Annotated in this window: 16 protein-coding genes and 1 tRNA gene; 10 read left to right on the top strand and 7 right to left on the bottom strand. The window is 60.7% G+C overall.

All coding sequences use genetic code 11. The features are described 5' to 3' along the window. The first annotated feature begins 5 nt into the window (after positions 1–5). Both DCO57_RS04760 and DCO57_RS04755 read left to right on the top strand, forming a co-directional pair. Complete coding sequence (locus tag DCO57_RS04760; protein WP_116697681.1) at positions 6–926, top strand: ABC transporter permease subunit; 921 nt, start codon at positions 6–8, stop codon at positions 924–926. After that, entirely contained in the window at positions 923–1,747 is an 825-nt protein-coding gene (locus DCO57_RS04755) for an ABC transporter permease (protein WP_116697680.1), read from the top strand. The genes DCO57_RS04760 and DCO57_RS04755 overlap by 4 nt, the downstream gene beginning before the upstream one ends. A 2-nt stretch (positions 1,748–1,749) precedes the next feature. On the opposite strand, the gene DCO57_RS23490 is transcribed toward DCO57_RS04755, so the two are convergent. After that, on the bottom strand, positions 1,750–1,917 hold the full coding sequence (locus DCO57_RS23490; RefSeq protein WP_165814637.1) for a hypothetical protein: 168 nt from the start codon (positions 1,915–1,917) through the stop codon (positions 1,750–1,752). A 224-nt stretch (positions 1,918–2,141) separates the two neighbouring features. Between DCO57_RS23490 and DCO57_RS04750 the strand changes: the two genes are divergently transcribed. From DCO57_RS04750 to DCO57_RS04740, 3 genes are all read left to right on the top strand, one after another. Continuing rightward, entirely contained in the window at positions 2,142–2,837 is a 696-nt protein-coding gene (locus DCO57_RS04750; protein WP_116697679.1) for a CoA transferase subunit A, read from the top strand. Positions 2,838–2,849: 12 nt separating this feature from the next. Beyond that, on the top strand, positions 2,850–3,476 hold the full coding sequence (locus DCO57_RS04745) for a CoA transferase subunit B (protein WP_116697678.1): 627 nt from the start codon (positions 2,850–2,852) through the stop codon (positions 3,474–3,476). Positions 3,477–3,920: 444 nt separating this feature from the next. Further along, on the top strand, positions 3,921–6,128 hold the full coding sequence (locus tag DCO57_RS04740; protein ID WP_116697677.1) for an EAL domain-containing protein: 2,208 nt from the start codon (positions 3,921–3,923) through the stop codon (positions 6,126–6,128). Between the two features lie 15 nt (positions 6,129–6,143). Here DCO57_RS04740 and ftsH read toward each other — a convergent pair whose 3' ends face one another. The 4 genes from ftsH to DCO57_RS23885 all read right to left on the bottom strand — a co-directional run bounded on the left by ftsH (position 6,144) and on the right by DCO57_RS23885 (position 15,622). Continuing rightward, entirely contained in the window at positions 6,144–7,970 is a 1,827-nt protein-coding gene (gene ftsH / locus DCO57_RS04735; RefSeq protein ID WP_116697676.1) for an ATP-dependent zinc metalloprotease FtsH, read from the bottom strand. Positions 7,971–8,073: 103 nt separating this feature from the next. Beyond that, positions 8,074–9,759 carry an iron ABC transporter permease gene (locus tag DCO57_RS04730; protein ID WP_116697675.1) on the bottom strand — a complete coding sequence of 562 codons (1,686 nt, stop codon included), beginning with the start codon at positions 9,757–9,759 and terminating at the stop codon, positions 8,074–8,076. 112 nt (positions 9,760–9,871) lie between these two features. After that, positions 9,872–10,915: a Fe(3+) ABC transporter substrate-binding protein gene (locus tag DCO57_RS04725; protein ID WP_116697674.1), complete on the bottom strand. Its 1,044-nt coding sequence runs from the start codon at positions 10,913–10,915 to the stop codon at positions 9,872–9,874. Between the two features lie 297 nt (positions 10,916–11,212). Then, on the bottom strand, positions 11,213–15,622 hold the full coding sequence (locus DCO57_RS23885; protein WP_116697673.1) for an ATP-binding protein: 4,410 nt from the start codon (positions 15,620–15,622) through the stop codon (positions 11,213–11,215). Between the two features lie 485 nt (positions 15,623–16,107). Here DCO57_RS23885 and DCO57_RS04715 point away from each other — a divergent pair, with 485 nt between their 5' ends. From DCO57_RS04715 to DCO57_RS04705, 3 genes are all read left to right on the top strand, one after another. Then, positions 16,108–16,494 carry a phasin gene (locus DCO57_RS04715; RefSeq protein ID WP_116697672.1) on the top strand — a complete coding sequence of 129 codons (387 nt, stop codon included), beginning with the start codon at positions 16,108–16,110 and terminating at the stop codon, positions 16,492–16,494. A 387-nt stretch (positions 16,495–16,881) separates the two neighbouring features. Then, on the top strand, positions 16,882–17,403 hold the full coding sequence (locus DCO57_RS04710; RefSeq protein WP_116697671.1) for a phasin: 522 nt from the start codon (positions 16,882–16,884) through the stop codon (positions 17,401–17,403). Positions 17,404–17,592: 189 nt separating this feature from the next. Next, a tRNA-His gene (locus DCO57_RS04705) sits at positions 17,593–17,669 on the top strand. Positions 17,670–17,938: 269 nt separating this feature from the next. On the opposite strand, the gene DCO57_RS23250 is transcribed toward DCO57_RS04705, so the two are convergent. After that, positions 17,939–18,244: a hypothetical protein gene (locus DCO57_RS23250; protein WP_133192629.1), complete on the bottom strand. Its 306-nt coding sequence runs from the start codon at positions 18,242–18,244 to the stop codon at positions 17,939–17,941. A 235-nt stretch (positions 18,245–18,479) separates the two neighbouring features. Between DCO57_RS23250 and DCO57_RS04695 the strand changes: the two genes are divergently transcribed. Continuing rightward, on the top strand, positions 18,480–19,679 hold the full coding sequence (locus DCO57_RS04695) for an SH3 domain-containing protein (protein WP_165814636.1): 1,200 nt from the start codon (positions 18,480–18,482) through the stop codon (positions 19,677–19,679). A 229-nt stretch (positions 19,680–19,908) separates the two neighbouring features. Here DCO57_RS04695 and DCO57_RS04690 read toward each other — a convergent pair whose 3' ends face one another. Beyond that, positions 19,909–20,943, bottom strand: coding sequence for an AraC family transcriptional regulator (locus DCO57_RS04690; RefSeq protein WP_133192628.1), 1,035 nt, complete (start codon positions 20,941–20,943; stop codon positions 19,909–19,911). A gap of 853 nt (positions 20,944–21,796) precedes the next feature. Here DCO57_RS04690 and DCO57_RS04685 point away from each other — a divergent pair. Then, a complete protein-coding gene (locus DCO57_RS04685) occupies positions 21,797–23,410 on the top strand; it encodes a DUF1254 domain-containing protein (protein WP_116697667.1) in 1,614 nt (537 codons plus the stop codon). Positions 23,411–23,515 lie beyond the last annotated feature (105 nt).

Below are 23,515 nucleotides of genomic sequence, written 5' to 3'. Positions count from 1 at the left end.
GCGCCATGGACAAACCCGCCCCCGTGAAACGAACCCTTGGAGGCTGGGCGCTGATCGCCGTGCCCTATGTCTGGCTGCTGATCTTCTTCCTGGCGCCCTTCCTGATCGTCTTCAAGATTTCCCTCTCCCAAGTGGCGGTCGCCATTCCGCCCTATGTCCCGACCTTCGATCTCGCCGGCGGCTGGCAGGCGTTCGTCGAAAACCTCGGCGACCTCTCCCTGGAAAACTATCTCTGGCTGACGGAAGACGATCTCTACTGGAAATCCTACCTGTCCTCGGTCGTCATTGCCGGCATCTCGACCTTCCTGACATTGCTGATCGGCTATCCGATCGCCTATGGCATGGCCCGCAGTCCCCAGTCGCTCCGCCCGACGCTTCTGATGCTGGTGATCCTGCCGTTCTGGACCAGCTTCCTGATCCGCGTATATGCTTGGATCGGCATCCTGAAGAACGAGGGCCTGCTCAATCAGCTTCTCATGGCAATCGGTATCATCGACGAGCCCCTGGTCATCCTCAACACCAACACGGCGGTCTACATCGGCATCGTCTATTCCTATCTGCCGTTTCTGGTCCTTCCGCTCTACGCGAGCCTTGAACGGCTGGACGGCAGCCTGCTGGAAGCCGCCGAGGATCTCGGCTGTCCGCCGTGGAAGGCCTTCTGGAAGATCACGCTGCCCCTGTCGCTTCCCGGCGTGATCGCCGGCTGCTTCCTGGTCTTCATCCCCGCCGTCGGCGAGTTCGTCATCCCCGATCTGCTCGGCGGATCCGACACGCTGATGATCGGCAAGACCCTGTGGACCGAGTTCTTCAACAATCGTGACTGGCCGGTCTCCTCGGCGGTTGCCGTGATCCTCCTGATAATCCTGGTAATCCCGATCGTGCTCTTTCAGAACCAGCAGCAGAAAATCGCGGAGAAACAGGCATGACGCGCGGCCCGACCTGGTTCAACATCACCTCTCTCGTCATGGGCTTTTCGTTCCTTTATCTGCCCATCGTCCTGCTGGTGATCTATTCCTTCAACAAGAGCCGCCTGGTGACCGTCTGGGGCGGCTTCTCGACCGAATGGTACGTGTCGCTGCTTCACAACGATCAGCTTCTGGATGCGGCCTGGGTGACGCTGCGGGTGGCCTTTGTCTCCGCCAGCGTCGCGACGGTGCTCGGCACCGCGGCCGCCCTCGTTCTGGTGCGCTCCGGCCGCTTCATCGGACGCTCGCTGTTTTCGGGCATGATATTCGCGCCGCTGGTGATGCCCGAAGTCATCCTGGGCCTGTCGCTGCTGCTGCTCTTCGTGGCGATGGACCAGTCGCGCGGGTTCTGGACCGTGATCCTGGCCCATACGACCTTCGCCATGTGCTATGTGGCCGTCGTCGTGCAGTCGCGGCTCGTGGGCTTCGACAAGTCCATCGAGGAGGCTGCGGAGGATCTCGGCTGCCCGCCGGTCAAGACCTTCTTCCTGATCACCCTGCCGATCATTCTGCCGGGGGTCGTGGCCGGCTGGATGCTGGCCTTCACCCTGTCCCTGGACGATCTGGTGGTCGCCAGCTTCACCACCGGTCCGGGGGCCACCACCCTGCCGATGAAGATCTATTCCCAGGTCAGGCTAGGCGTGACGCCGGAAATCAACGCTGTCTGCACCATTCTCGTTGTCCTGGTCACCTGCGCCGTGATCGCCGCTTCCCTCGTGACCCGGCGACAGCAGGTGCAGAAGGAACGCGACGAGCGCACGGCGTTCGGGGCCGAGGGCTGACGTCAGGCGCTGGGCGGCCTGAAGAGATTGAGATAGATCCACAGCGCCTCGGGACCGAGGCCGACCGTGCTCAGGATGTCTTCCGCGGAGATGTCGATCAGGGACAGGCCCGCGCCGGCAAGCAGCGAAATGACCGCCATCTTGATAATTGTCGACAGGAACTGGTACACGGGCCGGAGTGTCTTTCTGGAAGGCGTTCCTGGCCGGTGAAAAGCTCATGCCATATTCTGCCGGGCAGAAAACCGGGAAGACTTCGCAATGACTGACGGACGGCCCGGGTTCTGAATGTGCATTCATGTTTTTCGCTGCAATGCATCAATGAGATCTTGACCGCAGGGGGGCAAGCGGTAAATGTGCCGGTCATGCGCCTAACGACACTGATTGGGAGTGACAGATGAACAAAATCTACCCGGATGCGAAGGCAGCCTTGGAGGGGCTGACCTTTGACGGCATGACGGTGATGGCCGGAGGGTTCGGTCTTTGCGGTATCCCGGAAAACCTGATCACCGCGCTTCGCGATTCCGGAGCCGGGAACATCACCGCCATTTCCAACAATGCCGGCGTGGATGATTTCGGGCTGGGCCTTCTGCTGCAGACGCGCCAGATCAAGAAAATGGTGTCTTCCTACGTTGGCGAGAACGCCACCTTCGAAAAGCAGTATCTCAACGGTGAGCTGGAACTGGAGTTCAATCCGCAGGGCACGCTGGCCGAACGGATCCGTGCCGGAGGCGCCGGCATTCCCGGCTTCTACACCAAGACCGGTGTCGGTACACTGATCGCGGAAGGCAAGGAACACAAGGATTTCAAAGGCGAAACCTACATCCTGGAAACAGGTCTGGTCGCCGATGTGTCTCTGGTCAAGGCCTGGAAGGCCGACAAGGAAGGCAATCTCGTCTACCGCAAGACGGCGCGCAACTTCAATCCGATGATGGCGACCGCGGGCAAGACCTGCGTGGTGGAAGTGGAAGAGCTTGTCGAGATCGGTGAACTCGATCCGGACAATATCCACACCGCCGGGATCTTCGTCGACCGGATTGTCGTCGGCAATCACGAAAAACGCATCGAAAAGCGCACCACGCGCGCAGCCTGAGGAGGACGCATCATGGCCTGGACACGTGATGATATGGCAAAGCGCGCTGCGCAAGAGCTTGAAGACGGCTTCTATGTGAACCTGGGGATCGGCATTCCGACCCTGGTGTCGAACTATATTCCCGACGGCGTTCATGTGACCCTGCAGTCGGAAAACGGCATGCTCGGCATGGGGCCGTTCCCCACGGACGATGAAGTCGACGCAGACCTTATCAATGCCGGCAAGCAGACCATTACCGAATTGCCGCAGACCAGTTACTTCTCCTCGGCCGACAGCTTCGGCATGATCCGGGGCGGTCATATCGACCTGTCGATTCTCGGCGCCATGGAAGTTTCGGAGTCGGGCGATCTTGCCAACTGGATGATCCCGGGGAAGATGGTCAAGGGCATGGGCGGTGCCATGGATCTGGTCGCCGGCGTCAAGCGCGTCGTGGTGATCATGGACCACACGTCCAAGGCGGGGGATCCGAAGCTTCTGAAGGAATGCTCGCTGCCGCTGACTGGTGTGAAATGCGTCGACCGCATCATCACCAATTTCGGCGTGTTCGACATCGCCGAAGGCGGTCTGAAGGTGGTCGAGCTGGCACCCGACGTGACACTGGAACAGGCGAAGGAAAACACGCAGGCGACCCTGCTCTAGAACTCTCGCCGGCGACCGCGTGAGCGCGGGGCCGGCTTGAAAGCGGGTGACGATCCCTGACGCGTTTTCGCGCAACCGATCCCGGGCGCCGGTGACAATCACCGGCGCCCTTTTCGTTGGCCCCGATGTCGGGCGAGACCACTGTCGCGGAAATTATGAAGAACCTTCCGGCAGTCCCATCGCCGCAGACCCTTCAGTGTCCCGAATTGGAACGAACTGTTAAATTTACAGATAAAAAACCCGTGTTGATTAACCGTGGCGATTGCGAAAATGACCAATAAAAAGAATAAATTCCGGCTCTTTCCGTCAAAGATCGCTGCGTAAAGTTTTGTCGGCTAACGAGTGCGCTAGCGTTTACGAATCCTGCCTGTCCGTCCACGACACGATCAACCGGCCTTCAAGGATTGTCATGTAATCTCCCGCTGTATTCTCAGGGGGAGCCGCGTGCCGGGAACGCCGAAGACAGTCACAAAATTGCTCGAGGTCCTGTCGTCCTGGCTTCCCAGCCTGAGGACCCGCTTCGTGCTGCTCGTGGCGGGTCTGTTCGTGGTGCTGTCCGTCGTCATGATCATGGTGGCCAGCTATCTGGATCTGAAGGACGAGGAGCAACGGGTCGTCTCCGACGCCAGGGCAATCGGCGCGACCGTCAGCCGCCTGGCTGTTCCCCATCTGACCAATCATCACTATCTCATTCTCGAGCAGGAGCTTGAGAGCATCGCGGCAAGCGGTGTGGTGGAACTTGCGCAGGTTCTCGATCCGTCCAGGGCCGTGACCATCGACAGCGATCCGCAGACCAGCTATTTCGACGACCGGGAAACCCTGCCGCTGGTGCGCAAGGCCTTCGAGACCGGTGCCGAACAGATGCACCGTTCCGGCAAGAGTGTCGAAATCGCGCTTCCGGTAAGGGACATGAAAGCCGATCAGGTTCTGGGCGTTGCCTATGTCTCCGTGACGCGGGCGTCCATGGACGGGATGCTCTTCGCCATCTGGGGCCGGAACATGATCATCACGCTTGTTCTGCTGATGGTTAGCGTGCCGGTCACGTTCCACTTCGCGGAAAGCTTCGTCAGGCCGATCAAGGAACTCACCCAGACGGCCCATACGGTCAGCGCCGGAAATTTCGACGCGCCGTTCCCGGTCGAACGCACCGATGAAATCGGGGTTCTGGCCCGGGCCTATCGCGACATGGTCGCAACGATCCGCAACAACATGGCCCGCATCCACGAACTTGCCTATGTGGATTCCGTCACCTGTCTGCCGAACCGGGAAAGCTTCCGCCAGCACTTCAACGGCTGCATGTTCGCGCCGGACGGCAGGGCGAACCGGCTGTCGGTTCTGTTTGTCGATCTGGACCGGTTCAAGCGCGTCAACGACAGCTACGGCCATGACCATGGCGACGCGCTTTTGCAGGAGGTGGCGGCAAGATTGCGCGATCTGCTGAACACGGTCGGTTCCCCGACCGGGTCCGCACCCGCGTCGGCACAGACCGTGCAGGTTGCGGGTCAGGGCACCTCGGCGCCGGCGCCGCTGGTGGCAAGACTGGGAGGCGACGAATTTGCCATCGTCCTGCCGACCGGCAAGTCGGGTGCCGCCATTCGCACCCTGGCCGAAGATCTGGTGCAATGCGTGGAACAGCCGCTGGAGATCAACGGTCTCACCATGACGGTGGGGGCGAGCATTGGTGTATCGACCTATCCGGATGACGGAGACGATTATACGGCCATCCTGAAGAACGCCGATATCGCCATGTATGCCGCCAAGCGGACCGGGGGCAACCGGGCCTGCTTCTACAACGAGATCGAAGGCGATACCCGCGCCGGAGAGCGCATCCGCCTTGAGGCGGAACTCAAGGTCGCGCTTCTTCGCGACGAGATAACGATCGTCTTCCAGCCGAAAATCGACTGCGCGTCCCTGAAGGTGGTGGGTGCCGAGGTTCTGGCCAGATGGAACCATCCCGAGCGGGGCATGCTGCTGCCCGGCAGCTTCATCGATGTGGCCGAAGAAAGCGACCTGATCACCAGGCTGGGCGACCGGGTCATGGACCTTGCCTGCCGCCAGGGGCGCGTCTGGCTGGATCAGGGACGCTCGGTGCCCATCGCCGTGAATGTCTCGATCCGGCAGCTTGAGAAACCCGGCTTTACTGCGCGGGTTCTGGAGATCCTCGACCTTACCGGCTTTCCGGCGGAGCTTTTGCAGTTCGAGGTGACCGAGACCGTGGCGATGGCGGATCCGGAGCGGGTGACGGCAGCCACCAGGCCCCTTCTGGATGCCGGCATCACCTTCGCCATTGACGATTTCGGCACCGGCTACTCCAGTCTGGCGCATCTGCAGCGTCTGCCGTTCAACACCTTCAAGATAGACCGCAGCTTCATCAGCGGTCTGGCGGAGGACCATCACAGCCGCTCTATCGTCCAGACCATCATCGCGATGGCAAAGAGCCTCAGTTACGAAGTGGTCGCCGAAGGCGTGGAGACCGAAGACCAGCTTGTCTTCCTGAAAGAGAACGGTTGCACGACGGCACAGGGCTTCCTTTTTGCCAGCCCGATGCCCGCGGACCGGTTCGAGAGCTGGTCCGGGGCGTTCCTGCAGCCGTCGTCATCCGCTGCGGGGAATGGCAAGGACGGGGAAACAGGCGCCCATTTCGCAGCCTGAAGCCGGCCGTTCCGTCTATTCGGCAGCCGCCTGCTTGCTGCGTTCGGAAAGCGGGCGTATCGGGGGAAACTCCTGGTCGGTCAGCGTTTCCCTGGCGAGCAGCAGCTGCGCGCCTTCGTCGAGTTCCTTGCGATGGTCGGTCAAAAGCTCCTTGGCGCGCGTGAAGGCGGTTTCAACGCGGGCCTTGATCGCCAGATCGATTTCCCGCTGCGTCTGTTCCGAGACTTCGGTCACGTCTCCGGCGGGCATTCCCAGGAAGTTCTGTCTCTGCGTGGAATAGACCCGGTTGCCGAGAGAGCTTTCCATGCCGTAGCGCATGACCATGTCCCGGGCGACTTCCGTCACTTTCTGCAGATCGTCCGACGCGCCGGTGGAGATTTCTCCGAAGACGATTTCTTCCGCCGCCCGACCGCCCATCAGCACCGTCATGCGGTTCTCCAGGTCTCTGGCGGCAAGCAGGAAGCGGTCTTCCGACGGCCTTTGCATGGTGTAGCCGAGAGCACCGATGCCGCGCGGAATGATGGAGATCTTGTGCACCGGATCGCAGCCTTCCAGATTTGCGGCAACGAGCGCGTGGCCCATCTCGTGATAGGCAACGGTCTTGCGTTCCTTGTCCGAGAGAATCCGGCTGCGCTTCTCAAGACCCGCGACCACCCTTTCGATGGCTTCGTTGAAGTCCTGCAGTGTGACGGCGTCCCCGTTCCGGCGGGTCGCGAGCAGGGCCGCCTCGTTGACGAGGGTCGAGAGATCCGCCCCCGAAAAGCCCGCCGTGAGCTGGGCGACCTGATCGAGATCCGTGTCCGGCGACAGCTTGATCTTCTTCACATGCACGTCGAGGATCGCCCGGCGCCCGGACTTGTCCGGGCGGTCGACCAGGACCTGGCGGTCGAACCGGCCGGCGCGCAGCAGGGCGGGGTCGAGGATCTCCGGCCGATTGGTCGCGGCCAGCAGGATAATGCCGCCGGAAGGGTCGAACCCGTCCAGTTCGGTCAGCAGCTGGTTGAGCGTCTGTTCCTTTTCGTCGTTCGTCCCCATCGGACCGCTGGCCCGGGCCCGGCCGAGGGCATCGAGTTCGTCGATGAAGATGATCGCCGGTGCGGCCTTGCGGGCCTGTTCGAAGAGGTCGCGCACCCTTGCGGCGCCGACGCCGACAAACATCTCGACGAATTCGGAGCCGGAAATGGAGAAGAAGGGAACGCCGGCTTCACCGGCCACCGCGCGCGCCATCAGCGTTTTGCCTGTTCCCGGAGGTCCGACCAGGAGAATGCCCTTGGGAACATGCGCGCCCAGGCGGCCGTAGGCGGCAGGGTTCTTCAGAAAATCGACGACTTCCTGCAGCTCGCGCTTGGCCTCGTCGACACCGGCGACATCTTTGAAGCGTATGGAGATATCGGTTTCGACGAAGACCTTGGCCTTGGACTTGCCGACGGTCATCATGCCGCCGAAGCCCTGTTTTTCCGCCAGCCGGCGAATGAAGAACATCCACAGGCCGAAGAGCAGCAGCACCGGCAGGACCCAGGACAGGATGTCCCTCAGAAGCGTGCTCTGCACGACGCCGGTGAACTTCACATCGTATTTGCTGAGTTCTTCGGCGAGCGCCAGATCGACGCGGGTGGTGATGAAATACAGTTTTCCGTCCTTCAGAGGCTCCTTGAACTTGCCCCTGATGGTGTTTTCCTCGATCGCGATCTCATCGACCTTCTTGTCCTTGAGATACTGTTCGAACTCGCTGTAGGGGATCGGCTCGACGGTCTTGTAGGTGGTCCACCAGCTTTGGAAGAGAAACACCAGCATCATGGCTATGAAGGCATACCAAAGATTGATCTGATGCTTTTTTTCCATCGAATTGCCGTCCTGACGAGATGCAAAAGGAAAGGGTTTCTGCCGTGCCTCATTGGGGCGATTTGATCCGCCGCTGTCAAGGTGCTGCGGTGCAGCAGCCGGTTCAGATCACGCCGCCGGTCTGCCGCTTCGAAAGTCTGGTCCGGAACGAGGTGGCGCTGGAGCGGGCCAGATAGATGACCGGAATGAGACCGACAAGAACGATGGCCAGCGAGGGGAGGGCGGCTTCCTCGAACGCCTCGCGGGAGGCGGCTTCGAAGACGGTGGTCGCCAGGGTCTCGAAATTGAACGGCCGCAGGAGGATCGTCGCCGGCAGTTCCTTCATGCAGTCGACGAAGCTCAGCAGCACGGCCGACAGGAGGACCGGTTTCAGGATGGGCAGATGTATCTGGCCGAGGGTCTGCCGGCTGTCCCGGCCCAGTGTGCGGGCGGCCATGTCCAGATGCGGCGTGATCCGGCCGAAACCGCCTTCCACCTGACCGTAGGAAACGGCCAGGAAGCGGACCACATAGGCATAGACCAGCCCCGTGCCGCTTCCCAGCAGCAGCAGGCCGGTGTTGATGCCGAACCAGGCCTCCATGCGGCCGTCGAGGAAATTGTCGAATTGTGCGAGGGGAACCAGGATGCCGATCGCAAGAACCGTTCCCGGTATCGCATAGCCGATGGACGCAAGGCGCACGGCGGTGCGCAGAGGGCCCTTGTTGTTGAGCCGTAGCGCATAGGCCAGTGCAACCGATATGACGACGGTCAGGAGCGCGGCGACGGCCGCCAGGCTGAAACTGTTCCAGGCGGTCTCCAGAAACCCGCCGGACCAGAAATCGTCCAGCCGCCGGCTTGCCCGGTCGGCCAGGAGCAGGCCCGGAACGACAAAGCCCAGAAGGATCGGCAGCAGGCACAGGCCGAGCGCAAGAAGGGATCGCCCGCCGCGCAGGTCGAAGCGTGTCGGCGGATGGCTCTTGCTGCCGCCGCTGTCGAACCGCTGCTTGCGGCGGCCGAAGCGCTCCAGCCAGAGCAGGAGGAACACCATCAGCAGCATGGCCAGCGCGAGCTGTGCGGCGCCGCCCAGACTGGAGCGGTTCAGCCAGGTGTCATACACGGAGAACGTCAGCGTCCGGACACCGAAAAAGGTGACCGCGCCGATATCGTTGAGGCATTCCATCAGCGCCAGCGAAATGCCGATGGCGATTGCCGGTCGGGCGAGCGGCAGGGCGATGCGGAAGAACAGGCGATAGGGCGAGGCCCCCAGTGTGCGCGACACATCCAGGGTCGAAGCCGACTGGATAAGGAAACTGGCTCTGGTGGTGAGATAGACATAGGGATAGAGCACCACGCCCATGACGAAGATGGCACCGCCCAGGGAACGGATTTCGGGAAACCAGTAGTCGCGCGAGGTCGTGAAGCCGAAGATCTCGCGGATCAGCCCCTGAACGGGGCCGGTGTATTCCAGAACCTCCACATAGGAAAAGGCGACGATATACGTTGGCACGGCAAGCGGCACCAGAAGTGCCCAGTCCAGCACCTTCCGTCCCGGAAAATTGCACATGGTCACGAGCCACGCGGTGCCGACGCCCGTAATGCCGGTGATCAAGCCGACGCCGAGCAACAGCAGCAGCGTGGTCCACAGGGCACCCGGCAGGACGGTCTGCAGCAGGTGGGTCCAGACATCGGCTGCCGGCGTCAGGGAAATCCAGACAATGGCGCTCAGCGGCAGCAGGACGAGGGCCGCGATTAGGATTGCCGCGACCTGCCAGAACCGGTCGACAAAGGAAAGGGTGGGCGTGCGCAGCAAGTCGGGACTGTTCGTTGGGGGTTATCTGCAGAAGCTCTAATAGCTATCGCGTAAAAAAGCAAAAAGCGCCGTGTTTCGATACACGGCGCTTTCCGGCACTGCTTGTCACACTCTAGGACGCGGGACCGTCGTCAAACCCGACCTTGTCCACCAGTTCGCTGGCGGCCTTGCGCTGTTTGGCGATTTCCGCCAGCGGCAATGTGTCGGCCTTCAGCTCGCCCCAGCTCTGAACACGTTCGGCCACGGGAACGCCCGGGGTGACCGGATATTCGAAGTTGGTTTCCGCATAAAGCCTTTGAGCCTCTTCGGACGTCAGGAACTCGATCAGCCTGATGGCATTGTCCTTGTTCGGGGCATGTTTTGTCAGTACCACGCCGGAAAGATTCACGTGGCTGCCGCGGCCGTCGGCATTGGGAAACAGAATGCGTACGCTTTTCGCCCACTCCTGCTGTTCCGGCTCTTTGTCGTTGGTCTCCATCAGACCCATGTAATAGGTATTGCCGAGGGCGATGTCGCACTCGCCGGCATAGATGGCCTGAGCCTGGGCGCGGTCGTTGCCGGCGGGCTTGCGGGCAAGATTGTCGCGCACCTTCGCGAGCCATTCCTCGGTTTCTTCCACGCCGTGATGAGCAATCATCGAGGCGATCAGGCCGATGGTGTAATCATGCTGGCCCGAGCGGGTGCACAGACGGCCTTTCCACTTCGGATCGGCAAGGTCCTCATAGGTGATCGTGTCCTGATCGACCCGGTCCCGGGAGGCATAGACGATGCGTGCGCGGGTTGTCAGGCCTATCCAGTTTCCGTCCGGGTCGCGGAAATGGTCGGGAATATTCGCGGTGACGGTTTCGGAGACCACCGGCTGTGTGATGCCGAGCTGCTTGGCGCCATCCAGACGGCCGATGTCGACGGTCAGCAGAACGTCCGCCGGGGAATTCTTGCCTTCGGCGGCGATCCTTTCCCCGAGCCCCTTCGAAGCGAAGACCACATTGGTCTTGATGCCGGTTTCGGCCGTGAAGGCTTCCAGAAGCGGTTCGATCAGGAAGGGCTGACGGTAGGAATAGATGTTCACTTCGCCGTCGGCGGACGCCGGAGCGGCCGCGAAGGCCGCCGTGGTCAGAGCGAGGGCGCCAGTGAGTGCACGGAGTGTCTTGCGCATGTATTTCTCCCGAAAATCCGGCCTGCTGCCGTCGAGGCATATTGGCTCATGTGTTTGAGCAGGAATATGGCGTGCAGGGTCGGGCAAGTCAATAAATACAGTAAAATCAATAGTTTGGAATGATTCAAAACTAACTGGAGGAATATACTCCACTATTGTCGCGAAAAGTGCCGCAAAAACAGGACTTTAAATCTCAGCTATTATTATCCGCCCGCGGCCGGGTGGCCGGCCTGTTCACGAAAATGTTTGCTCCGGGCCCGGACAACGCGGCAGCAGGCCGCAGGGTCCTGCCGGAATTTATTCCGACAGGACCCGTTGTGTGGGAAAGACGATCTCCACGAGCGTGCCCTGATCCGGCGTGGAGTCGATATGAAAGCTCGCCCGGTTGGCCTCGACCAGCGCCTTGGTGAGCGGCAGTCCAAGTCCCGTGCCACCGCCCCGGCTCGCGGTGTGGAGCTGGCGGAAGGGCTCGAGGGCAGCCGCAAGCTGCTTCGCGGTCATGCCTGTTCCTGTATCGCGGACCCGGAGCGCCACCTCGCCGTTGCTTTCCAGCGCCGTGGACAGGATCACCTGGCCGCCGGACTTGTTGTACTTGATCGCGTTGGACAGAAGATTGAGCACGATCTGGCGCAGGGAGCGCGGATCGGCGACCACGTCCGGCACGGAATCCGGCAGGCTGGCCCGGATGATGACCCGTTCCCGGTTCGCCTGGGGCTGCATCAGCGCCACGCATTCGTTGATCACGTCATTGGTCGAGACCGCCGAGAACTTCAGGTCCAGCTTGCCCGCCTCGATCTTGGAGAGATCGAGAAGATCGTTGATCAGGCTCATGATATGCGAGCCGGACGTGCGGATGTCCTTCAGGTAGTCCTTGTAGCGGTCGTTGCCGATGGGGCCGAAGCGCTCTTCCATCATGACTTCGGAAAATCCGATGATCGCATTCAGCGGCGTACGGATTTCATGGCTGATCTTGGCGAGGAAATCGGATTTCTGCGAGCTGGCATTTTCCGCCTGGCGCTTGGCCTGGGTCAGTTCCTCTTCCGCCGTCTTCCACTGGGTGATGTCCCGCAGGACCGCGCAGTATTTGGGGTCGTCATTGCCGTTGGTGATCCGGCCTATGGTCATGAAAAGCGGAATGAGGCCACCCGACGGAACCTTGCCGAGCACTTCCCGACCGTCATTGAGAATGCTGGCGACGCCGTTGCGTGTCAGTCCGTCCAGATAGTCCGCCGCCGCCCGGTGGCTTTCGGGCGCCAGAAAATCGGTGAACGGCGCGCCGATCATGTCAGAGCGGTTCGCGCTGAACAGGGCTTCGGCGGAGCCGTTGACCTTGAGGATCGTGCCGGTCTGGTCGAGGACCAGCACGCCGTCCGTCGCCGTTTCCAGGATCGTGTCCATTTCGGCGATCTGGCTGCGGGCGCTTTCCAGCTCGGAGCGCACTTCGGCAAAGAAGTTCGGTGCGGTTTGCGGGGCGGCAGCCGCCGGAGCCTGCTTGCCCTGCCGCTCCGTTATGGAAATCATCAGGCCACGGCTCCCGTTCCACGGAACCGAATGCATATGCGCATCGACGGTCAGCACGCCGCCGCCGGCCAGACGCAGTTTCATCGCTTCGTCCAATTCACCGTCCATGCCGATGGCATCGGTCAGGTCTTCGGTGTCGTCAATGAACAGCGCTTCCAGGCCGCCAACCTCGGAAAGCGCGGCGATCGACCTGTAGCCGAGCATGCCGAGAAGAACCTTGTTGGCATAGAGCACTTCGCGGTCATGAACGACCGCGATGCCGATCGGCAGGCGGTCGAGCAGGCTCGGATCGATCGGACCGGCTTCCGGCTCTTCCGGCGGCAGGTCTTCGACCTCGGGACTGTCCGAGCCATCGAAGTCGTCCAGGTCGCCTTCGAGCCGGGCACCGAGCGCTTCGGCGATCTTGCGGAACGCCTGGCGTTCCGGGCGCGAAAGGCTTGACGTGTCGACCGGCACGACCCGGGGGCGTGCGGTCGCAAGCGGAATGACCTGACCGGTCGGCTTGTCCGGCTCCGGTACGGCCGTTTCTTCGTCTTCAGTTCCGTCTTCCTGCGGAATGTCCCTTGCCTCTTCTTCCACCCCGAATGCGGCGGTTTCCTCGTAGAACTCGCGTTCGTCGGCGGAGTCATCCTGGGTATCGAGGGCTGCGGCCACCTCTTCCATCCTGCGGCCCTCTTCCTCGATGATGTCGAAATGGGCATCTTCCAGGGGCGGGACCGGTTCGAACGGGGCGTCATCGACGGCGTTATCGACAGGATCTTCGGCGGCCACTTCCGTGCTGGCGGAAACGGTGTCTTTTTTCGTCGCGGGCGTGTCCTGGTCGAACAGGTCCCGGGACCTCTTTTTCGCCCGGTCGTAGTTTTTCGCCAGCGACCTGACCGCGTTTTCGATTTCCGCAGGCTCCAGGGCTGCGGGGCCGGCAATCCCGGCAGGTTCCTCGCTGTCGGTGGTCTCCGCCCGGTCTTCCTTGACGGCCGCGGGAGCCTCCTGCGTCGGGACATTCGGCACCGGATCCGGGGCATCTGCCTCCGGGCTGCTTTCCGCGACTGTCTCATCGGAAAGCGCGCTTTCGGCAAGCTCCGGCGAAGAGGCCTGCTCTTCAAGGGGCTCCGGCGTGGGCGAGGGGGCGGAGCCGGTCTCGAGGGCTTTCAGCTTGTCGTCCAGGGATGCTGCGATCCGCCGCGTATCTTCGTAATCCTCGGTGCTTTCCTGCCGATGGACCGGCCTTGCCGCCTCTTCCGGTTCGCTTGGCGGCCTGGAGGCGGGCGCTCCGGTGAACCGGGCGAGCGAGCCCACGAGGGCCGCCGCGCTTGCTCCCAGGAATGTCTTGCCGCCGAAGGTGTCGGGCTGGGCCGGTTTCAGATCGGCAAGGCTGTCTTTCGGGACATCGGCGGCTTCCGGCACGGCGCTGTCATCCCCGGTCTCCGGTAAGGCCGTTTCGGCGGATTCGTCTGCCGCCTCATGTAGCGCGCTGTCTTCCCCGGCCGTTTCGTCTTCTGCCGTCGTCTCATCCGGCTCTTCCGCATCCGGGCGGTCGTCCCCTGCAAAACCGGCTTCGGCAGCGGAGGGAACCGTCTCGGGCATATCCGGGGCCAGGGGCATTTCATCGCTGCCGGCGTCAATCTCCGGCGCGGCGGCTTGATTTTCCTCGGCAGTTTCCTCCGGCTTCTCGTCGACAGCCGATGGCTCCGCATCGGGTGCCGTGGCCAGTGTGTCGTCAAAGGCGGTCAGGGCAGGGCTGAGGACGGCGTCCCCGACTTCAACCGCATCGGCGGTGCGGCAGACGCCGAAGCCGCGATAGCCCTCGAATTTCCGGTTCCGGTCGAAGGCGGGCAGGGCCGCCATGTCCACCGGAACTCTCAGAGGCGCACCGCTGACAGGCCAGTCGACCGTCTTGCCGCTCCATGTGTCCCGCCGGTCGAGCGCCCGCGCGATATTGCCGCGCGGATCCAGTTGGAACTTCTTCGAGACGTCCTCCCAGGTCAGGCCAACGATGTCGGTCGCCTCGGGGCCGAGCACTTCGGCAAATTCGTCGGACAGGAAGGTGAAGCGCTGGTCGATGTCCATCTTCCAGGCGAAGCGCACGGGACGGCGGCGTGGCTGAAAGACAAACATGTCGTCCCCGGCTGTGTCCGGCTGGGTCTGTGAAATCTCTGCGCTCTCGCGCAGGTCGTCGTCCTCGGCCGTCAGGTCATCGGGCTCTGGCGCGGCTTCCGCGCGCTCGCCTGTTTGGTCTGAAGGCGTGACTTCGTCCGAAGCGGCCAGGCTTTCGTCCTCGCCGTCCGCCTGGGGGGCGAAGGCTGGCATCTGTTCGGGCAGGTCTCGGTCGCCGGACGGGTCCGTCGGAAGAGGGGCTTCGCTTTCGGACAGCGCGCCGGGCGCGTCCTCCGGATCGGCTCCGGCGGCAGCGTCGCGCGCGGGGCTCGCGGCGGTCTGTAGTGTCGGGCCGTCTTCCGTCTCTGGTATCAGATCCCCGGATGCCGCGCGGACGGTCTCCTCCGCTTCATCGGACACTTCGCCGGCACCGTCTGCCGCATCCGCCGTTTCCGGCATGTCGTCCGCAAGGGGCGCATCGTCCAGGACGATCAGGCGCCGGCCGGACGATACTTCCAGAACAACACCTTCATGGAAGCTGCCGTCAAGCTCGAGCGGGCCGAAGAGGGCCTTCTGGTCTTCCGGCAGATCGGAATCCTCGGGAGTGCCTTTGTGCTCTCCGATGCGCTCTTCGACCGCGCCGTCGCCGGTCAGGAAAACCGTCTCACCGGGAGCGGCCAGCATGTGGGCAAAGGCCGAGACCGGCTCCTGGGGAGTGGAAAGGCCCTTGTCGCCGCACACGATCAGGGCGGCGGACTCGCCGTTTTCCAGATCGATCCGCTTGCACTGGCAGGTCAGCAGCATCACCCGCAGGCCCCGATAGAACCGCAGGCGGTCGATGCTGAACTTGTCGGTGGCGCCCGATTGCGCGATGCGGGCGATGTGCGGGCGCGCGGGCGAACGCTCCAGGGCGCTCAGCCCGGCGAGGTCGGAAACGGTGGCAGCGGAAAAAAACGATGCACCTGCGGCATTGGCCCAAAGGATGCGTGCGCCGTCGGCCGACCAGAGCCAGGCGGCTCTTTTGTCGGCAACAAGCTGAACCAGATCATCCATGGCGGTCAGTTCCAGGAATGATTGGGTCCGATTGTCCATGGCTCTGCTCCAAACTGGTCTGCAACACCCGTTTACGGTGCTCGCGGCTGCCGGATCTGCCTGCGGTGGTAAACAACCCGTTAATACAAGCAAACTCACGCGTCGTCCACGTAAAGCACGGTTGTAAAAGGGCTTACATGAAGGCGTGGTTAATCCGGACGATGAACCTGCGCCGGATCCGGGGTGTATTTCCGCACGATGAGAACGCCCTGTCAGGCGTCCCGAAACGACGTTGCGGAAGCCGAAAGGTCGGGCGGTACGCGTCTGCGGAACGTCCGGTCGTGCAGCCCTGCAAAACGGCCGGCCTGACCCAATCCGCGCCTTGCGTCCGGACGGAAACCGCCTTGCCGTTTCTTTCGCGTTGCGCGGGCATCATCCAAAGGCACAGGTTTGCCGGATTGTCATCTCCATGCTACCTGTTTTTGGCAGGAAACGAGTTCAGGATTTCCACCCACCTATCTTCCTGCAATCCGAGGAGCGCCGATATGAGCACTGACAAGACCGGTTTTGAAATCCCCGAACAGATGCGTGATTTTGCCGACAAGAGCGTCGACCAGGCGCGCAAGGCCTTTGACGATTTCATGGGAGCGACCCAGAAAGCGGTGTCCAATGTGGAAGACAGCGCCAGCGCCGTCCAGGCCGGAGCCGCCGACGTGAACAAGAAGGCCCTGAGCTACGCCGAGGAGCATGTCGACGCGGCGTTCAAGTTCGCGCAGCAGCTCGTCAAGGCCGACAATATCGAAGACATGATGAAGCTTCAGCAGGACTATCTGCGCAGCCAGATGGAAAACATCGGCGAGCAGGCGCGCGAGTTTTCCAACTCGGCGACCAAGGCCGTGCAGGACGCGGCCAAGGCGGCCCAGAAAAAATAGTCCGCCGACGGGAGACTGCTTGACCGCGCGGGGCTCTGGCCCCGCCCGGATGGAGACTGTCCACGCAGGGACAGTCGTCCTGCGTGGTACTACTTAGCGCGACTGTGTAGACTGCATGTTCCAGTTGTAGTAAATTGAACAATGTCTTTTCGGGCCGGGCGGGCCGGAGCTTTCTCCCCTGTCGCGCCTCTGCGTCATCGACGCGGCGAAACCCGATTGCCCGGCACCTCTCCAAATCCCAGTTTATTGTGCAGTGCAAAAAAATGTTGCAATGCAGCATTAGGTGCCTTATGTATAGGCTGCGGATGACGACAGGGTCCGCCGGCAAACGTTCCGGCGGAAAGAAATCAAACCAATGATCGCATCCGACCTCAAGGAGATGAGATCATGACTGAGACAGCTACCAGCACCACCACTGCCAAATCGGCTCCGAAAGCACGTGCCACCAAAGCAAAGGCTGGCCCTGCCGGCGCAGGCTTCCCCGAGTTCGAAGCTTTCGCAATGCCGAAGATGGAAGTTCCCGCCGCATTCCGTGAAGCAACGGAAAAGGGCATCGAGAACGCCCGTGAAGCTTATGCAAAGGTGAAAACCGCTGCAGAAGACGCGACCGACATGATGGAAGACACTTTCGAAACGTCCCGTCAGGGCGTCGTCGAGTTCAACAGCAAGGCTGTCGATGCGGCCAAGGCCAACACCGACGCGGCTTTCTCCTTCTTCAAGGATATCATGTCCGCGAAATCTGTGGCTGAAGCCATCGAACTGCAGTCCACATTCGCACGTGAGCAGTTCGAAGCGCTGAGCGCCCAGACCAAGGAAATGCAGGAACTGGCGACCAAGCTCGGCACCGAAGTTTCCGCTCCGGTCAAGGAAGCCTTCGAAAAGTCCTTCAAGGATATGAAGCTCAACTGAGCCGTTTGAACGGACCTTCAGGACCGCAATCGGATGTCATGCCCGGAGTTTTCTCCGGGCATTTGCTTTTCAACAGGCCGTTTTTTTCGGAAAATTCGGACTTGCCGGTTGAAGGAAACGGCGTTAGAAGACGCCCTTGCAAACGGTGGTCCGGGCCGCTAGGTTCCGCACCGCTTTGAACGCCCTTATGCAGACGTAGCTCAGTTGGTTAGAGCGTCGGATTGTGGCTCCGAAGGTCGGTGGTTCGAACCCACTCGTCTGTACCATTCCCCAGTATATATCATTCCTGAATTCGATACCTTATCGCTCTGCAGGACACGCTTGCGACCACTGATGCGGCTGACTGCTCCGGCAATGGCTGCGGAAGGTGTCTGGTCATGCGCGTGTATGCTGTGGTGCCTGCCAGGACTTCGCAGAGGCGTGCTGCAAGCGCGAGGAACCGCTCATGCTCCGACCCGGGGGGCATGCCGAGGCTCCCCGTAAGGTGAGTATCAAGGTCGTTGGGAGCGACAACAGGTTCGACGAACACCGGCGCTCAATAATGCGCGCGAAATGGCTCCCGCCGTCGATGAGCTCCCACAACCGGATCGAAGCCATCAGGGCCAACTGTCATGCTATCCTGCTGGAAGAGAATGAAGCTGTCCACTTGGAGGGTTTCCGGAAAGATATTGAAAGAAGCCCCAAAGCGGCGTTTGCTTGCAGCTGCAATCGACAAGGCAAGGGTGTGCTTTCTTCGCGTCAGGCACAATTGCGCGACGGATATGGCTATGGCGAGGTGTTTTTCGGGATGCTGAAAGAGAGCGTTCATCAGACCGGATTCTCGCGCATAGACTTTGGTCATCTGAAGAGCAGAGCTCGGTTGCTGACCGCTGACAGCCAAAGGAAAACAGGTGGATAGGCTTGGATTGTGTCAGGTCAGGATACGGTTCGTTGATTCTTGTAGGAGGCAGTTCGGGCAGTTTACGCAGGTGGTGTATCGCTAATTTGGATGCCGCATTACGCGAAGTTTTGTTGCAATACCTAACGTCAGTCGAATACAGTGAACTGCGGTATTAGTAAATTGTATCTGAATGCGAATGTCCATGATCGTCCGAGTCATTACACTGTTGGTTGTCGTCGCTTTTTCATCTGTGGGAAAAGCCGAACTGTACTTCAAGGCCGATGAGGGTGAAGATGGCCTCAGGTTTGTAATTGTTGCTGGCACGTTTTCCATTGACGATGACCTTGCTGACTTTGAGAGCGTCATTCGCGCTCATAGACCCAAGATCGTCGGCTTCGACAGCGAAGGAGGCAGCATTTTCAAGGCCATGGAGCTTGGCCGAATGATCAGGCAACATGGCTTAGCCACCGTGCAGTTGCGCGAGCTTGAATGTGCATCCGCTTGTGCCTTAGCATTCATGGGGGGCAGATCGCGCTATGCCGCGCCTGGTTCCATTGGCGTCCACAAGTCGTCTTTCGCGCCAACAACGCCCTTCAACAAGGAAGAGGCGGTTTCTGCCGTTCAAGACGTCACAGCAGACATCATCGGCTACATGGTGGAGATGGGAGTAGACCCGGCACTCTTGCAACTCGCGTTCAAAACTGAAGCAGATGACATCAGATATCTCTCCGGACGGGAGATGGCTGACTTTGGAGTGACACTGTCTGAAGGGCGCACAGACACCGGCGTGATCTCAAGGCCATCGGGCCAAGTAGCACCTGGTTTCTCTTCTCCAGCGCCACAAGTATCGACGGACCCAAAGGTTTTTGCACCAAGCAGGACTTCCATTCCTGTCGCTCGATCTGGACGCGTCCGACACCCCAAGGGATCTGTTCTGATGAAGGCGGCACCCGACGCCAAAGCCCAGAGCATTCGTCGCCTCTCCAACGGCGCAGCTGTGCAGATCATCGGTGAAAAAGACCGTTGGTATAGCGTGAGTGTTTCCGGCGTAACCGGTTATATGCACCATACCTGGATACGAGTTGATCAGTTCGATGCCACACCCGGGCAACTGCGGCTCATACAGATCAAAAGTTTCGACAACATCGAGGATGCTGTTGGCTATGCGACAGCAAGGGATCTTCCTTTGTCGGTCTACCTTGCGACCAATGGATGGTACGCGGTGACGATTGCGAAGCCGTTCGACAAAAAACAGGCTCTCTATTTCGCCAAGGGCTTGAAACGCGAAGGCGCCATCCCGCAGGACAGTTTTGTCACCTTGGGGAACACCTATGTGATGAAGATTTGTTGCGGAACAGATACATCATATGCCCGGGCATCGGGTTACAGCCAGTAAATCCAGAGGCTGCGTCAGTTTCGAGGCTCGTTGTCATCGTGGTTGAGGGGCGGCTTGTGTGCGGGTGCTCCTTCCGTCGGTGGCCACATCAGGCCAGCTCATGGGTCATCTTCCCGTACTTCTAAGGTGCCAACATGGTGACCTATAGGCGAAGGCGACACGTAGTTGTTCTGAACCGCAGCGACCTCGCCGGAAGGTCGGCATCTCGACGAGATCGGGCAAGTCCTGTTCAAAGTCCGGAACGATCCAACGCGGTCGTTTGGCCGCGATAGTCGGTTGGCGTCATGCCGGTGAAGCGGCGGAAGGCGCGGGTGAAATGTTGCGGGCTCTCGTAGCCCACACTCATGGCGACATCTATGATCTTCAGTCCGGGGTCTCCCAGGCGGATACAGGCAAGCTCGAAGCAGGCTTCCTGGAGGATCTGCGAATAGGAACTTCCGCACAGCTTGAGCCGCCGTTGCAATGACCGGGTGCTCATTCCGGCCATCTCGGCGGTGAAAGCGATATCGGCGCGCCCCTCGCTCAGATAGGGCTGAAGCATCTTTCTTAGCAGTTTGACGAACTCCCAGCTCTCTGATCGGCCCAATTGCTTATCTTCTGAGGTTTCGGTGGTCGCCCGGCAGGGTGTCGACCGGCTCGTTGAGAGTGCGAGATACGCGCTTTCGACGACAACAGAAGTCTGCGGCTGGCCAACAAGTATGCGCGTATCGGGGAGCGCCGCATGCACGGCCGCGGGCGGACAGTTCGATGAGAAGAAACACATCTCGCTCGGCTGCCAGGATGGCCCCGCAACACTGCGTACGACCGAAATGATGGCCTGAAGGTTCAGCCATTCGGCGAGGCATAACAGTGGATGGTGATCCAAACCTGCCATGGTGCAGATAACACGAACATTCCCGGCCTCGCGCCGGACCCGCATTTCGAGAACGCTGTCTTCGAACCGCGACACGTCGGCCAGCGCCCTGAGACGTGTCAGGCCGGTTTGCGCCGCCATCACGGCAGCTTGCTGCGGTGGACGCAAAGTGGACAGGGACGCTGCCTGCGCACCCAGCAGGCCCAGTTCCATGAGGTCCAGGTCGCGGCCGGTCCGTGCGACCCAGTCCATTGCGATTGGCACACTGACGTAGAGATCCGGTGTCTCTTCGATATAGCTGGGCAACTTCGACCGATCGAGTTCGCGGTCAACCGGTGCTCCGATATCGCGCAACACCGATATGTAGCTGTTCAGATGTGTCGCCCGGACCAGGGCAAGCCTGTTTTCCAAACGCAATCTCCTTGGTCCCCCCGCCAGTGATCTGGCGCGAAATGGGCAGAAGCGATGCCGAAATCAGGCAACATATCTGCAAGACGTACTGCAATGGGATGTAAGTAACATGAACCATTCAGCAAAGGTAGATGCCCTTGGACTAATTGCGGACAGGTCACTGTTCACCGGGCTTTCCCTGACCGGATGGGTCGCGCCTGTTCCGGTGGCAAGATGCCTCGGGCCGTCCGGGAACGCCGCAGCGAAGGGCGAATGGTACCAGCGTCGACTTGCGCAGATTGGTTGAGCAAAGCCGTTACAAGCCGGTCGGAGCCTTGCTGTGAAAGGTGGATCAGAATGCGCAGGCCATTGCCGCTCCAGACCATGCTCCGGCGCAGCAAGCGTCTTTTCCCGCGCCCTTGTGCGGTGGCCGGTTGCACATCGACTGCCTGCAGGAGCACCTGCGCGGGACCATTCAAAAGGACGCAAATTTGGCGCGAAATGGGCAGAGAGGGTGCGCAGGCTTGTGTAATTTTCGCTGAAAACAAAGACCTGACCGGAGGTGGTGACAAATGACATATTCGGCTTCCCTGAACATATCTGAATTTGTCCTTGCCGTGAAACCTGCGGTGGAGGACATTACCTCTGCGGAATTCGATTTGATCCACATTCCCGACAAGATAAAAACCTTCTGCCGGCGTGCTCGAATTCTTGGGAAACATGCCAAAAAGGGACGGCCTTTGCCGCGGTTTGTCACAATCCGGACTGCATGCGCTCGGGTCTGGCGACCGGGTGAAGTCGAGTAGGCAGGGGGCGGGCCAGGTCCGCGGGATGACCGCGCAGACAACTGTTTTTTGGAAAAAGGAAATTTGCAATGCACAGACTCTCCCTAAGTTGCGGGCTGGTTCTGGCCATGTCCCTGTCGGGGGCCTCCCAGGCTGAGGTCTCCAAAGAGGTCGTCCAGTCGCTGGGCGCGCCCGACAGCATCGAAACCTCGGTTGGCACGCTGACCTTCAAGGACGGCGCACCGAGTGCCGAAACCGCGCAGAAGGTTTTTGACGCGCTCGACTTCACCCGGGCGCTGAACGTCTACAACAACAGTTTTCGCGGGGCGTCGGCACTCGGCATCAAGAAAGGGCTCGCAGGTATCGGCGCCGAGCCCAATGATGTCGCCATTACATCCAAGTTGATGGATTCGACCTCGCTGTTCCTCACCGGGAACGCCGACACGGTCTATTACATCTCGATCCTGGACCTTTCCAAGGGACCGATCGTGATCGAACAACCGTCCGATGCGGTCGGAACCATCAATGACATGTGGTTTTCCTGGATCATCGACATTGGCGCTCCGGGGCCGGATCGCGGTGAGGGCGGCAAATACCTGATCGTGGGGCCGGACTATGACGGTCCGCTGCCCGAGGGGGGCTACTTTGTCGCGCATTCCAAAACCAACAGTGCCCTCTATGCGTCGCGCGCCTACCTGGTGGACAGTGATCCTGCGCCGGCCATCGCGAACGTCAAGGACAACATGAAGATCTACCCCTATGTGGAAGGCGCCTTCGGAACATCCATTGCCGAGGCACTGACCGGGAAGGTCAGGCTGGCCGGTGAACCGAAGGTTCCGGAGATGAAATTCGTTGAAGCCAGCAACGTGTCCTTCAACACGATCCCGCCCAGCGATTACGGCTTCTTCGAGTGGATCAACGAAAACGTCCAGAATGAACCCGCCACCAGCTATGACGTGGAACTCGCCGGGCAACTTGCCGCCATCGGCATCGTGAAGGGCAAGGAGTTCGCGCCCGACGACCGGATGAAGAAAATCCTCGCCGACGCTGCCGCGGTCGGCCAGGCCGCCGGCCGGGTGCTGAACTGGCGCCCGTTCGATGTGCATCCGGACTGGGCCTATTACGAGGGGTCGATGTGGGGCAACATGCTCTGGGAAGGCGGCGCGTTCTTCGAAACACCGCCGCCTGCGTACAAGGACGGCGGGTTCACGCCTCTGGCTCCGACGGGTGCCCGCACGCTGGATTCGCGTACCGCCTTCTACTATGGCTACACGCTCGACAGTCCGGGCATGATCATGAGCATTCCCGGTGTAGGATCGCAGTACCTGATGGGCTTTATCGATGCCAAGGGCGATCCCTTCGATGGTGCGAAAACCTACAAGGTGATCCTGCCCAAGGATATTCCGGCCGCGAAGTTCTGGTCCTTCACCCTCTATGACAACCAGACCCGCTCGATGCTGCAGACACCGCAGAAATACCCGCGGGCCGGATCCCAGAGCTATCCCTCACCGGCGGCAACTGCAGCCGAGGACGGCTCGACGACCATCTGGTTCGCCCCCGAGCAGCCCGAAGGCGCGGAGCGCGGCAACTGGATCCAGACCGATCCCGAAAAGGGCTGGTTCACGCTCCTGCGTCTCTACAGCCCGCTGCCGTCCTTCTTTGACAAGTCCTGGCGGCCGAGCGAGATCGAGCTGGTTCAATAGGACAGGCACCGGGAGGCACAGGCACATCGCCTGTGCTTCTCCTATCCGGGCCGTTCACAGCGAGCGGGCTGGAATGAAAGCCCTGTCTGCGCCGTCATTGCTCGC

The organism is Labrenzia sp. 011, from assembly GCF_003075075.1.
Lineage (GTDB): Bacteria > Pseudomonadota > Alphaproteobacteria > Rhizobiales > Stappiaceae > Roseibium.
The sequence above is the reverse complement of the archived record's forward strand: the minus strand, read 5'-3'. Positions and strand labels throughout refer to the sequence as shown.

Bases quoted from the DNA above. Each gene is read 5' to 3' on its own strand.
- DCO57_RS04760 (WP_116697681.1), top strand. From the start codon at position 6: ATGGACAAACCCGCCCCCGTGAAACGAACCCTTGGAGGCTGGGCGCTG.
- DCO57_RS04755 (WP_116697680.1), top strand. From the start codon at position 923: ATGACGCGCGGCCCGACCTGGTTCAACATCACCTCTCTCGTCATGGGC.
- DCO57_RS04750 (WP_116697679.1), top strand. From the start codon at position 2,142: ATGAACAAAATCTACCCGGATGCGAAGGCAGCCTTGGAGGGGCTGACC.
- DCO57_RS04745 (WP_116697678.1), top strand. From the start codon at position 2,850: ATGGCCTGGACACGTGATGATATGGCAAAGCGCGCTGCGCAAGAGCTT.
- ftsH (WP_116697676.1), bottom strand. From the start codon at position 7,970: ATGGAAAAAAAGCATCAGATCAATCTTTGGTATGCCTTCATAGCCATG.
- DCO57_RS04725 (WP_116697674.1), bottom strand. From the start codon at position 10,915: ATGCGCAAGACACTCCGTGCACTCACTGGCGCCCTCGCTCTGACCACG.
- DCO57_RS23885 (WP_116697673.1), bottom strand. From the start codon at position 15,622: ATGGACAATCGGACCCAATCATTCCTGGAACTGACCGCCATGGATGAT.
- DCO57_RS04715 (WP_116697672.1), top strand. From the start codon at position 16,108: ATGAGCACTGACAAGACCGGTTTTGAAATCCCCGAACAGATGCGTGAT.
- DCO57_RS04710 (WP_116697671.1), top strand. From the start codon at position 16,882: ATGACTGAGACAGCTACCAGCACCACCACTGCCAAATCGGCTCCGAAA.
- DCO57_RS23250 (WP_133192629.1), bottom strand. From the start codon at position 18,244: ATGACCAAAGTCTATGCGCGAGAATCCGGTCTGATGAACGCTCTCTTT.
- DCO57_RS04695 (WP_165814636.1), top strand. From the start codon at position 18,480: ATGTCCATGATCGTCCGAGTCATTACACTGTTGGTTGTCGTCGCTTTT.
- DCO57_RS04685 (WP_116697667.1), top strand. From the start codon at position 21,797: ATGCACAGACTCTCCCTAAGTTGCGGGCTGGTTCTGGCCATGTCCCTG.